Here is an 11,500-nt window from a genome sequence, read left to right on the forward strand (position 1 = left end):
TCCCAAGGGCGATGGGGACGGTGAATTCCACGAAACTCATTGAAAAAATTACAGCTTATAGATGATAATCTTACAGTAAATTTACTTGAAACAACATAATGTTAGTTTTCAACAATCTTCGTTTTCTTCGGATGACAGCAATAGTTTGCAGAGAATACGATATGGTAAATAATTGCTATGTGTCCACAGCAGATAGGGCTTTGTGGAGTTCAGCACTACCAAACCTATTTGAATTAAAAAATGACGCAACTAAATTATCTGAAACTTGCAAAGCAGGGTGATACACAAGCGATTGCTGTTTTGATAAACCGCTCTCTCCAACCTAAAGGTATCAATGCCAAGATTGCTTTTAAAAATAGTTGCTTAAAGGTAATGTTGGAATCAACTACAGTACCAGAGCAACAGGTTTTAGTTGAGTTTATTCGCAGAGGAATAACGGGTTTGAATATTTCGTCCGTTAAAATAGTTCAGGTGTACGGACGACAGACAGGTGAAGAGTTTCCGGCATGGAGCCAAGAATTTACATTAGCAGAGGAATTACCGCCTTCATCAAATTCATCGGAAATTAAATTAACAAATTCTCCTACCAAAAAACAATCAACAGATAAATCTTCAGAATATTATCAATCTATCTCTGGCAAAAAGCAATATGACCCAAAGGTAGTAATATTCGTAATATTATCAGCTTTATGGAATTTTTGTAAGTGGTATATATCAGGATTTAGTGGAAAATCCTATGAAGAAACTTATGTATCTTCTAAATTTATCCGATCATGTCACCAAGGTTTAAGAATGTTTGTTAGTATCATATTTATTATTTTAGGAGTTATAATTTTAGCATTGAGAGGATACCATATTTCATCTCCACCAGTTTCATCTGTTTCTTCATCTTCTGGAAGTGTATCTGAATCTTCTTCAATATCTGGAAAGGTAAACGGAAGATTATGTGCAAAAAATTTTAATGAGAGTATGGCAGGAGGGGCTGAAGCAACCTTTGATAGTAGTAACAAGACTATGAACATTATTATATCTGATAGTGGCAAGATATTAACAGAACAAGGGTTTAAGCAAATTTCTACAAATATGGCAAATAGCACTTTTTCCACTTGTGATGTTAAAACTGTAAAAGTTGAGAGTAGCGGTTATTCTGGAGTAATACAAAATCCCTAGCTGATATTGATATATAAAGTTTGTTGTTCCAATAGAGATTAAATGTATGGATCTGACAGAATTAAAGTGGACTAAAAATGTAAATCATCAGGGTGATGATAAAGATTGGGCTTATCAAAATATTGACCCAGATTCAAATATTTTTCCATTAAATTGGAAAAAAGAACAAGCAAAGAACGCCCTTAAACCAGAGAAAAGCGATCTCATTCTTTTAAGACAGCGTGGCAAAGTGACACATATTGTCAAACTTCTGAACAATACTTTGGATGAAGAGCCTGGAGAATTTGGTATCTCCCGTCTCGTTCAAGTAGTTTGGATAGCAGATTATCCGAGTGTATCTCCAGAACAAAATATGGTGTTTGGTTATCATGTACATCTTCAAGGGGGTAGAGTGATGAAGTTGGAAACCCCTACATTCAACAAACATTGGGAGAGCCAAGGCGGATTAGTAGGATTTCAAAATCGTGTCGCCTCACAGTGCATAAATCCAAAATCAAAACAGCCACAGCCAAATTGGGAGAGTAACTAGCAATACTATAGCCCCAGCAGCTAAGGCAGTAACTGCTAAATCGCGATCAAGATTGAATGTCTCAGCAATTACCAGTGTGGCGAAAGCTGGAGGCATAGCCATTTGGAGGACAATGACTTTTGCAGTGGAACCAGTTAATCCAAACACTGGTAAAATGCTCCCCAATATTAAGGGAACTAGTAGCATTTTGATTCCCAAGCTCATCCCTACTTGTGGTAGGCTACGCCAAGATTTGAGCAGCGCTAATCGCATTCCAATTAACATCAAAGATAAAGCTACCATACTCCAAGCAAATTTCTCTAACCAAAATTCCGCTACAGTTGGAATTGTCGCTTGTCGAAACAGTAAGCCAAATCCGAAACTCCACAGGGCAGGATTAATTAAAATTGCTCTAGCAGTCTGCCAATGATTTTGGACACCGCCGCCAAAACGCGCTGCTATAAACACACCCAAGCCATAAGTTCCTGGGAATGAACCTAGCAAATCGTAGAATAGCGCCCAGGCAAAATATTCCTTACCTACCATTGCTAAGGTGATAGGAAAGCCAAGATAACCTGTGTTACCCAACATTGCCGCTAGGATCAAGCTAGCCTGAGTTGGTGCTTGGGTAACGGTATTTCTAAAATAGGCTTGTCCTTTAATCCCTAACCAAGCTAAAAATCCTCCTAGTAAAATGGCTAGGTAAGCGATCGCAGGTGCAATCCAAATTTGTCCCGAAAAGCTAGATTGGCGCAAAAACGATACTATGCTGATGGGTACTCCCACCCAGTAAAGAAACTGTCCCAAATAGGTAGGAACTGTCATAGGTAGTTTGCGTCCCAGAATGAAACCTACCAGGACTAATCCTCCCAGCTTGACGTATAGTTCTAAAAGGTTTGTCAAAATTGCGCCTAAAAACCACAGATGTAAAATGCTACCTGTTAAGTCTGCTTTTGTCCAGTGCAAAATCTGTTATGGCTGTCCCACAGAAACAGGAGTTTACCCTTGAATAAAGGTGGGTTTTCTGGAAAACCGCAAAACTCATCAAATGACCCTGGTGATGATATTCCAGTAGCAATACGCGATACCCCTGATGCAGCACCTAAAAAGTGGTTGCAACCGCGAATTGTAGTGATTGGAGGAGTCACAGGGTTTATCCTGCTGGCTTTAATTGGCGGTTTTTTGTTTTTCGTCACTGCACCTAAAAAAACTGCCGATTCTCAATCTTCACCTATTAGTTCTGCACCTACACCAACTATAGAATCGGGTAACTCTGTTAACACTCTGTTAGGGCATTTGGCATACTCAGAAGCCCTTGATTCAGAATTAGTAACCATCTCCGCAAATAGGGGCATTAGAATGCGAAAAGCTGCTGCCCAAAAGTTTGAGGAGATGGTAGCAGCAGCGCGGAGTGCAGGTGTAATTTTAGTGCCAATTTCTGGCTTTCGCTCAGTCAAAGAACAGGAACCGTTATTTTTTGGTGTTGGTGCACAGCGAAATCAAACACCAGCAGAACGATCTGCCCTTAGCGCTCCTCCTGGTTATAGTGAACATCACACAGGTTACGCTGTAGATATTGGAGACGGAGCAGTACCAGCAACTAATCTGAGTACCAACTTTGAAAATACTAAAGCTTTTGGATGGTTACAAGCAAATGCGGCGCGTTTCAGCTTTGAAATGTCATTTCCCAAAGATAATGCTCAAGGTGTGAGTTATGAGCCTTGGCACTGGCGTTTTGTAGGCGATCGCGACAGCTTGGAAATGTTCTACAAAGCCAAAAATTTGAAACCTACCATACAAAAGTAGATATGCAATTAGAGTTGGATAATAATATCCAGCGATTTTCTTAGCGATCGCATCTAATCGGGAAATTTTATCTAGATTGCAAAGTGAAATTAAGCAATTTTGTCATCAATAAACCGGGTAATATTAAGTCGGATTACTATATTTTACTTTGTAGTAAATTAAGTACTGTGGATTCCGATAAACAATTGGCAAATTTAATTGGTGTTTAACGTTAGTTACAAAATAGTCTGTCTGATACTTAGACATCAAAAAGTTAACCTGAGCCGTTGTTAAGGAATAGTATCCACTGTCAAGCATTTTTGGAAGTCCAAATCCTTTTGTTTTTACTTTTAATTCCTTACTAATAACTGGCAAAATAGAAGGGTTATTGCCGCTCAAGTCTCTCATCCGTTGATACCACTCAAATATTCCCAGTTTGTTCTGAGGGAAAAGCCTAAATTTAGCTATAGTTGGACGCTCTGTTAACCAACTAAAGCTATCAAAAGAGCCTGGAGGAGATATTACAATTGCATCTCTAGAAGTATTACCTCTAATCCAAGCAGATAAAGATTTTTCCTCAAGAGATACTCTTTGCATTGCACCGGGAAATTGACTTAGGCTCAGTAGTTGATTTTTAAAGGTTATGCTGGGCTTAGTCATTAAAAAGCTCAGGAGTAAAATACTTCCGAATAAAAGCAACTGCCGTTTTTTCTCAACGAATATCTGCTCTAATAAGCACGCAAAGAGTAAATAAGTATTAAGTGGTAATATAACGCTCCCGACTCGAAAAGGGTAGTACTGTAAGAAACTGCCGTTAGAGTCAAAAGGTGCGACAGCTATCCCTAGAATGAAAGGTATTAGGCTAATAATCGTAAAGTCGAATAGCCTCATTCTGGCTATATATTGCTCAGAAGACTCATATATAGATTTCTGATTTGTGGCGCTTTTTTGCTGGATACGCCTTAATAATATAGCGGTGATTATTAGTACTACTAGATACGTTATCAGCTTTATCCACCAAAGTGAAGACCAGGACAGGGGGTTTAAGTGGTGGGGCAACCGTAAAAAAACATAAATGTAAGAAGTAGGTATAGAACTTTCGGGATTAGGGCTGAACAATTGTTCTAGTACAGCTTTAACAGAAAAAGAACTAGCTATTAAATAGATGAGAACAATCCCCCCGAAACATCGAAAATTCATCCTACAAGTATTCCATCTCAGAATTAGTAATACTAGAAGTATTAAAAATGACCAGCCACCTACTAACACATGAAATGAAGTAGCTAGTCCTAACATTAAAGCCATCCAATAATAGCTTCTACCTAACATTGCTCTAACAGCTAACAAAACAAAACCGTAGCTCAAAACCTTTGGCTGAAGTCCTGATATTATTAGTTCACCAGCAGCAAAGCTTTGAGAAGTCATGAAAAGAAAAACCACTAGCAACAATAATGGTAAACTGAGTCCCAATTTCCTTTTGATTAAGACTAGTCCTAAGGCAATGAGACAATAGCACAGTATCCGACCTACTATAGAAGTTGCCAAGAATCCCCAGGCTAGTATCAAATTTCCTATTAAAATCTGGAATATGAATCTATACCCTGGTGATTGATTGAGATACCAATCTCCTGGAATCCAGTTGGGATTCGCGTACTGTTTAGCTAAGGGTAAGATATCAATTTCATTTGATCTGGACATATTTTCATCCAGTAGTTGCAAGACACATAAGAGTGCTGTGATTGCCAGAACCTCAAATCCTATCTTGTATAATTTTGATATCGAATAAAAATTTAGCTTTCTCCAATTCATAACCAGTTTTCAGTTTGGGATAGGCGTTGTTTATTTATTTAATTCTTCAGTGCTTGAGATGATAAATCAATCCGCTAAAAAAAGGATAACTAATCGCAAAAATTGCGATCCACGAGATAAAAAACGCCTGACATAACTCCAGCCACTGACGCTAGTTTTACTTCTGATCCTCAAGCCAAGTTCGGTGAATATAAATAGGACTTACGCACTATACAAATTAATCGTGGTATGTATTTACCAAAATAGGTCGTTTTAGGCTTCTATTAATCATTCTTTGATGCTAGATAGACCCACATCTGTTGTAGGGGCAATTCATGAATTGCCCCTACAACAGATGTGGTTTTTCAAATAGCCATATTTAGTCTTTCCTGTCAATGCGTAAGTCCTAATAAATATTCATTTAAGAGAGTAACTCTTTTACTCATATCTACATTAATTACTCATATAATCTTCATAATATCTTTATATTATCTTCATACATTTTTGCAACATCCATAGAATATCAGTTTTACGGACAGACGCAATTTCATAAACTGTATATTCAGTCACTTCAACAGAATGTTCAACATTCGCCAGTCCATAGCCTTTAACTAAAACAGCTTCACCTTCCTGAACCACTGCAACAGAAAGTCCAGGAATCTGGTTTTTAGTCATTGTGGCTTGAATATAGTCGTCAATCATCATTGACCTCATTTCTGTTTAGCGATGGAGATATTGGACAAAGGAGCAGAAGACAATAATCAATACCCAATGCCCAATGCCCAATACTTAGCTTCCTCAGCTGTTTCTTGGTTTTTCAGGTTTCTGATACTTACCTGGATTCTTTCGGTGAAAATATTCCTCCATAATTTCTAAAATCATCGGCGCAGCAATGCTACCACCACCGCCGCCAGAATGTTCAGCAAATGCCACAATCACAATTTCCGGCTGCTGGGCGGGGGCATAGGCACCAAACCAAGCGTGATTTTGTTTAACACGACCCTTCCAGGCTTCGGCGGTGCCACTCTTACCAGCAACTGGGGGAACTGTTGGCTTGTTTAAAGCTTTACCTGTACCTTCAGCTACTACTTTCCGCAGTCCCTGACGAAGGATACTTATGGTTGTCGGCTTCATATTTAAAGATTGTCGCCAGCTTTTTGCTTCTTCATTGTCTTTAAGCAAATGCGGCTGGACTCGGTAGCCACCATTCGCAGGTACAGCAAACATAATAGCGACTTGTAGGGGTGTAGTTTGTAAAGCACCTTGACCAATTGACATATTGATGCTATCGCCAACAGTCCAAGGTATCTTCCAAACTTTTTGCTTCCATGCCTCATCTGGTACTAAACCTTTTGTTTCTTCGTTAACAAACTCAAAGCCGGTTTTTGTACCAAATCCATACTTGCGAGTCCATTCGATCAAAGTTGGGCCGCCAACTCCCCGACCAATTTGATAAAAGAAGGTATCACTACTCCACTGTAATGCGCCGACAAAACCCAATGGGCCGAATCCGGCGTGGTTCCACTCACCAAATCGGGTGCCGCCAAAGTTTAAGGAACCGTAGGTTTGTAGCACTGTGCTAGGAGAAAATTTACCCGATTCTAGCCCGGCTGTGGTGGTAACAATTTTGAAGGTGCTAGCGGGAGGAAAAGCGCTGAGGGCACGATTGACCAAGGGATGATCGGCACCTTGTACAGTTTCCCAATCTTTTTGGGTGAGTTTCTGCTTCGAGAAAATATTTGGATCAAACGTGGGGTGAGATACCATTGCTAAAACGGCACCGTTCTTTGGGTCAAGTGCCACGATCGCACCATTGCGATCGCCTAAAGCTTTTTCTGCTGTCTTTTGCATATCTAAATCTATGGTCAAGTGCAAATCATTACCAGCTTTCGCCTGTTTCTCACCCAAAACCCGCAGCGGCCGACCAGCACCATCAACTTCTACCCGTTGACCGCCCCATTCGCCCCGCAGACTTTTCTCATAAGCTTTTTCAACTCCCATCTGACCGATTACATCACCCAATCTGTAGCCTTCCTGCTGCCTTTCTTTTAACTGCTCGGCGGTCAGTTCTCGTGTATAGCCTAGTAAATGTGCTAATTGCTTACCGTGGGGGTAGTAGCGAACGGCTTCCGTAGAAATCTCCACGTCTTGAAGTTCGCTTTGATACTCCTTCAATGCCGTGACTTGCGCTTCATTCAAATCACGAGCGACTCGAATCAGTGAAGAAGAGTTAGCACCTGCTTCTTCCAGTTTTTTTTCCATCTCTTCTTGGGGAACCTCAATAATTTGAGATAGACGTGCTGCCACAACCGGCCAGGCTGGCTTGGTATGTGACATCGGCCACAAATATACAGAGCGAGGATAGCGAGTACTGGCTAGAAGCTTACCATCACGGTCAAAAATGTTGCCCCGTTCGGGTTGTTTAGGAATCATCCGAATTCGATTTGCCTCGGCTCGTTTTCGGTGGTTCGTTCCTTCAATAATTTGCAAGTATCCCAAACGAACACCGATTCCAGTCATCATCAATAGAGTAAATATGATTAAAAATATCGGCTGGAAACTTTGTCCAACTGTACGGATATTTTTTTTCCCGCCAAGTGGAGATGGTTGCAGTAAACTCATAAAACAAAGAATGATTCTGAGAGTGCTATTTATTATCTGTATACAATTACCCTAAACTCATAACCAGTAGTGAGTACAAAAGAATCAGGCGAGTATATTCCTGAACAATTGTTTTTGGCGGATACAATAAACCAAAGTGTCAACTCTAGTTTGCCCAATAGACTACATCAATTGACAAAATAACTTAATATCACAGCATTCTACTGAGGATTATGGCTCAAATTGTCATGGAGAATCAAAGGGGGATAACAACTTTTCAGCTACTTGATGTTGAACTGCGTAACGTGTTCAAGTTTTTTAACCAAGAACCAGCAGTACATGGAATAGATTTGGATGTTAGACAGGGAGAATTTTTTAGTATTTTAGGCCCCTCCGGTTGTGGTAAAACAACAACACTGCGTTTAATTGCTGGGTTTGAAATCGCTGACGCTGGCAAGGTGTTGATTCAGGGTCAGTCTATGACTAATGTGCCGCCTTACCGCCGACCCGTCAATACTGTATTTCAAAGTTACGCTTTATTTAATCACCTAAATGTCTGGGATAACATCGCCTTTGGACTGCGGTTAAAAAAATTACGCAAATCGGAAATTGAAAGTAGAGTCCAAGAGGCTTTAAAGCTAGTAAAAATGGAAAGTTTGCGATCGCGTTTTCCTCATCAACTTTCTGGTGGTCAACAGCAGCGAGTCGCCTTGGCAAGGGCTTTAGTCAACCGTCCCACCGTCGTCCTGCTAGATGAACCTTTAGGGGCGTTAGATTTAAAACTGCGTAAGGAAATGCAGGTTGAGTTATCAAATTTACACAAAGACTTGGGATTGACCTTTGTGATGGTGACACACGACCAAGAAGAAGCACTTTCCTTGAGCGATCGCATTGCCGTGATGAATCAAGGCAAAATTGAGCAAGTTGGCACTCCCAGCCAAATTTACGAACGTCCCCAGACATCTTTTGTGGCTGATTTTATTGGCGATACTAATTTCTTCAGTGGTGAAATCGTTGCGGTAAACTCCTCTGAGGTACAAATTTCGACGAAAACCGGACTCTCAATTATTATTAGTCGTGCTGAAGATACACCAACTGAAATATCACAATCAGTGGTGGTAAGTGTGCGTCCCGAAAAAATACAGCTTTCGCTTTATCAACCCAATTTGCCGACTAACTGTTTTGAAGGACGGCTTATCAACGTTATGTATTTGGGTACACACGTTAATTATGTTGTGAAATTAACAAATGGCATTAGCATTAATGTGTTACAACCCAATACCTTTGGCGGTTTTCCAGACCGCGACACACCAATTTATGCTTGGTGGGCACAAACCGATTGTTTAGCATTATCAAGTAATTAGTTGTCCTTTTTTCAAGAATTTGATGTTTGTTTTTACCGCTCACATTTGGCGTTTGAAGTGCGCTTTAATATTAAAAATTTAGGATTTTGACCATGCCGTTGATTAAAAGACGACAATTATTGAAAGGAGTAGCAGCACTTTCTAGCTTATCTTTAGCTGGCTGTGGCTGGAGACTAGCCCAAGTACGTGCTAATTCTACTACTTCCGGTCAACGTGACCAACTTTATATCTATACGTGGACACAATATACTGACAACCAATTATTGAAAACTTTTAGCACCCAAACTGGCATGAAAGTGCTAGCGGATGTGTATGATTCCAATGACGTCATGCTGGCTAAATTCCAAGCTAGTGGTGGTGGCAATTATAGCATCATCTACCCATCCGATTATATGGTGCAGAAGATGGTAAACAAAGATTTGTTAACAGAAATAAATCACGATCGCTTAATTGGTTTAGAGAATTTATTTCCCCGGTTTTATAATCCTAGCTATGACCCCAATAATCGTTACAGTATCCCTTTTAACTGGGGGACAACAGGTTTAATTTACAATTCTGAAAAAATCAAAGATGCACCGAAAGATTGGGAATATCTTTGGCAAAACCAAGAAAAATTAAAGAAACGGATAACCTTGATCAATGATGTTCGAGAAGTGATGGGTGCAACGTTACGGATGCTAGGCTATTCTTACAACTCAAAAAATGAAGCCGAAATCAAAGAAGCTTATGAGAAATTGAAGCTACTAAAACCTGCGATCGCCCGTTTTGACACCGACGCTTGGCAAAATCAAATTCTGGCAGGAGATTTACTATTGGCAATGTGCTATTCAGCAGATGCAGTGAGAATCTCTCAAGAAAACCCTAAGCTCAAATATGTGATTCCTCGAAGCGGTTCTTCATTATGGACAGACACTATTGTTATCCCCAAAACAGCCTCCAATTTAGCTGGAGCCTATGCTTGGATTAACATGATTTTGCAACCAGAAGTAGCAGCCCAAATCACTGAACGTCTGAATGTTTCTACACCTAATAGTGCCGGATTTGAGCAATTGCCAAAAAGAATCCAAAATAATGCTAATTTGTTTCCCTCAGAGTCGCTTTTAAAAAATTGTGAGCGAGTCACTCCTCTAGGACAATTTGAAGAGATTTATGAGCGCTACTGGACTGAATTAACTAGTAGCTAAAAATTGATGAAGTTACCTTCTGGGCTGCCTATAGCTAAATTCAAAAAACTAAAAAGTTTAACTTGATTGATAAAGTTCTGGAGTATAAAAAAGTGATTGACTTTAATAATTACAAGACTTTAACTTTCGATTGTTACGGAACCCTAATCGATTGGGAGAACGGCATCTTAGGGGTACTAAAGCCGCTTCTGCTGGCACACAACAGCAATTTGGATGACGATCAAATTCTGGAACTTTTTGCTGGATTTGAAGCAGAACTGGAGAAAGGAGAATATATCAAATATCGAGAAGTTTTGAGAAGAGTAGTCCAGAAATTTGGTGAACGATTTGCCTTTGAGCCAACTGCTGACGAATTAAATTCACTTGCTGATTCGATTCAGTATTGGCTGCCTTTTCCCGATACAGTTGAGGCACTTAGAGCTTTGCATTCAAAGTTTAAGCTGGTAATTATCTCAAATGTAGATGATGATCTTTTTGCTTTCTCGGCAAAGCACTTGAAGGTGGAATTTGACCAGATAATTACAGCAGAACAGGCAAAAAGCTATAAACCCTCCTTAAACAACTTCAGACTAGCTATTGAGAGAATTGATTTGCCGCTAGAGCAGATATTACACGTTGCTGCAAGTGTATATCACGATATTGTTACAGCCAAATCTCTGGGACTATCAACAGTCTGGGTAAACCGTCGAGCAGTCCAAAAAGGAGCAGCAGTAAGTCAACCTGACTTAGAAGTTCCAGATTTAAAGACTCTCGCGGCTTTGAGTCATCAAAACAATACTGAGCAATAAGTGCTGAGTGCTAGTCCTGTCAAGGTGATATGTCAATACTTTTCGGATAAGACTCGATCCCCCCAACCCCCCTTAAAAAAGGGGGGCTAAGAATGACTCTATTTCCCCCTTTTTAAGGGGGACTAAGGGGGATCATTAAAGACTGTGTACCTTAACCGAAAAGTATTGGGTGATATGTAGCTTGAATTTCATATTCATTTAAACAAAATCTTCACTTGTTCTTTGAGAATTTTGAAAATTCCGAGTTCAAAGGTGCAACTTCCGAGTTCAGAGGCTCAACTTCCGAGTTAAAAGGTGCAACTTCCGAGTTCA

At 40.0% G+C, this 11,500-nt stretch carries 10 protein-coding genes; 6 read left to right on the forward strand and 4 right to left on the reverse strand.

Features of this window, described 5'->3' with window-relative positions:
* Positions 1 to 240: 240 nt before the first annotated feature.
* Positions 241 to 1,170 (forward strand): hypothetical protein, encoded by a 930-nt coding sequence (locus tag F8S12_RS32435; protein WP_196514476.1) that lies wholly within the window; start codon positions 241 to 243, stop codon positions 1,168 to 1,170.
* 46 nt (positions 1,171 to 1,216) lie between these two features.
* A complete protein-coding gene (locus F8S12_RS32440; RefSeq protein WP_196514477.1) occupies positions 1,217 to 1,699 on the forward strand; it encodes a hypothetical protein in 483 nt (160 codons plus the stop codon).
* Here the strand turns inward: F8S12_RS32440 and F8S12_RS32445 are convergent.
* Positions 1,664 to 2,581, reverse strand: coding sequence for an AEC family transporter (locus F8S12_RS32445; protein ID WP_196514485.1), 918 nt, complete (start codon positions 2,579 to 2,581; stop codon positions 1,664 to 1,666). The two genes, F8S12_RS32440 and F8S12_RS32445, sit on opposite strands and share 36 nt — an antisense overlap.
* A gap of 102 nt (positions 2,582 to 2,683) precedes the next feature.
* Between F8S12_RS32445 and F8S12_RS32450 the strand changes: the two genes are divergently transcribed.
* Entirely contained in the window at positions 2,684 to 3,484 is an 801-nt protein-coding gene (locus F8S12_RS32450; RefSeq protein ID WP_196514478.1) for a M15 family metallopeptidase, read from the forward strand.
* A 123-nt stretch (positions 3,485 to 3,607) separates the two neighbouring features.
* On the opposite strand, the gene F8S12_RS32455 is transcribed toward F8S12_RS32450, so the two are convergent.
* From F8S12_RS32455 to mrdA, 3 genes are all read right to left on the reverse strand, one after another.
* Complete coding sequence (locus F8S12_RS32455) at positions 3,608 to 5,161, reverse strand: DUF6798 domain-containing protein (RefSeq protein WP_196514479.1); 1,554 nt, start codon at positions 5,159 to 5,161, stop codon at positions 3,608 to 3,610.
* 573 nt (positions 5,162 to 5,734) lie between these two features.
* Complete coding sequence (locus tag F8S12_RS32460) at positions 5,735 to 5,965, reverse strand: serine hydrolase (RefSeq protein ID WP_230967721.1); 231 nt, start codon at positions 5,963 to 5,965, stop codon at positions 5,735 to 5,737.
* 84 nt (positions 5,966 to 6,049) lie between these two features.
* On the reverse strand, positions 6,050 to 7,873 hold the full coding sequence (gene mrdA / locus F8S12_RS32465) for a penicillin-binding protein 2 (RefSeq protein ID WP_196514480.1): 1,824 nt from the start codon (positions 7,871 to 7,873) through the stop codon (positions 6,050 to 6,052).
* Positions 7,874 to 8,085: 212 nt separating this feature from the next.
* On the opposite strand from mrdA, the gene F8S12_RS32470 reads away from it, so the two are divergent.
* The 3 genes from F8S12_RS32470 to F8S12_RS32480 all read left to right on the forward strand — a co-directional run bounded on the left by F8S12_RS32470 (position 8,086) and on the right by F8S12_RS32480 (position 11,188).
* The gene (locus F8S12_RS32470) at positions 8,086 to 9,216 is read left to right on the forward strand and encodes an ABC transporter ATP-binding protein (protein ID WP_196514481.1); all 1,131 of its coding nucleotides are present in this window, start codon (positions 8,086 to 8,088) and stop codon (positions 9,214 to 9,216) included.
* A 92-nt stretch (positions 9,217 to 9,308) separates the two neighbouring features.
* Complete coding sequence (locus tag F8S12_RS32475; protein WP_442946779.1) at positions 9,309 to 10,400, forward strand: ABC transporter substrate-binding protein; 1,092 nt, start codon at positions 9,309 to 9,311, stop codon at positions 10,398 to 10,400.
* A 92-nt stretch (positions 10,401 to 10,492) separates the two neighbouring features.
* The gene (locus F8S12_RS32480; RefSeq protein WP_196514482.1) at positions 10,493 to 11,188 is read left to right on the forward strand and encodes a haloacid dehalogenase type II; all 696 of its coding nucleotides are present in this window, start codon (positions 10,493 to 10,495) and stop codon (positions 11,186 to 11,188) included.
* The last annotated feature ends 312 nt before the right edge of the window (positions 11,189 to 11,500 follow it).

This window comes from Nostoc sp. WHI (genome assembly GCF_015714725.1).
Classification (GTDB): Bacteria; Cyanobacteriota; Cyanobacteriia; order Cyanobacteriales; family Nostocaceae; genus Nostoc.

What these genes read in the sequence shown, in the direction of transcription:
- F8S12_RS32440 (WP_196514477.1), top strand. Translation starts at nt 1,217, where the DNA reads ATGGATCTGACAGAATTAAAGTGGACTAAAAATGTAAATCATCAGGGT.
- mrdA (WP_196514480.1), bottom strand. Translation starts at nt 7,873, where the DNA reads ATGAGTTTACTGCAACCATCTCCACTTGGCGGGAAAAAAAATATCCGT.
- F8S12_RS32460 (WP_230967721.1), bottom strand. Translation starts at nt 5,965, where the DNA reads ATGAGGTCAATGATGATTGACGACTATATTCAAGCCACAATGACTAAA.
- F8S12_RS32455 (WP_196514479.1), bottom strand. Translation starts at nt 5,161, where the DNA reads ATGTCCAGATCAAATGAAATTGATATCTTACCCTTAGCTAAACAGTAC.
- F8S12_RS32470 (WP_196514481.1), top strand. Translation starts at nt 8,086, where the DNA reads ATGGCTCAAATTGTCATGGAGAATCAAAGGGGGATAACAACTTTTCAG.
- F8S12_RS32475 (WP_442946779.1), top strand. Translation starts at nt 9,309, where the DNA reads ATGCCGTTGATTAAAAGACGACAATTATTGAAAGGAGTAGCAGCACTT.
- F8S12_RS32435 (WP_196514476.1), top strand. Translation starts at nt 241, where the DNA reads ATGACGCAACTAAATTATCTGAAACTTGCAAAGCAGGGTGATACACAA.